The organism is Streptomyces sp. SID14478 (assembly GCF_010548525.1).
In the GTDB taxonomy this organism is placed as follows: Bacteria; Actinomycetota; Actinomycetes; order Streptomycetales; family Streptomycetaceae; genus Streptomyces.
The window spans coordinates 1-514 of the sequence record NZ_JAAGMG010000244.1; the positions used below are offsets into that span (position 1 = coordinate 1).

The 514-nt window shown below is 78.6% G+C and carries 1 pseudogene; it reads right to left on the reverse strand.

From position 1 onward, the window contains the following. Window positions 1-514 (reverse strand): annotated as a pseudogene (locus G3I40_RS08615) (ATP-dependent helicase HrpB); the annotation flags it as partial.

The window sequence follows — 514 nt, forward strand, 5'->3', positions numbered from 1 at the left end:
GCCCCGACGGGCCGGTCGGCGACGGCGACGGCCACCCAGTCGGCGTGCCGCAGCGCTGACCCGTCACCGATGTCCGCCCGCGTCCCCGACACCATCAGGTACGAGCCGCCGGACTTGCGGGCGATGCGTTCGGGGAAGGCGAGCGCGGCGACGAGACCGGCGACGTCGTCGTCGCCCGGCGCCTGCACCGGCTCCGGCTCCGCAGGGGCGGAGGATGCGACGAGACCGGACAGCCTGCGCACCTCCGTACGCCACCGCCCGCTGTACGCGTCACCGCCACGCCGCGCAGTGCGCAACGCCCCGCCCAGGTCGTCCCCGTACTCCCGCGGCGGCTCCTCGCTCAGCAGCGCCACCGCCTCCGCCGCCCGCCGGGCGCCCACCACAGGCGCGGCATCGAGCAGCGCCCGCCCCAGCCGCGGATGCAGCCCCAGCCGCGCGAGCCGCGTACCGCGCCTGGTCACCTGCCCCGACGCGCCGTCCACCGCCCCGACCGCCGACAGCACGGCCCGCGCCG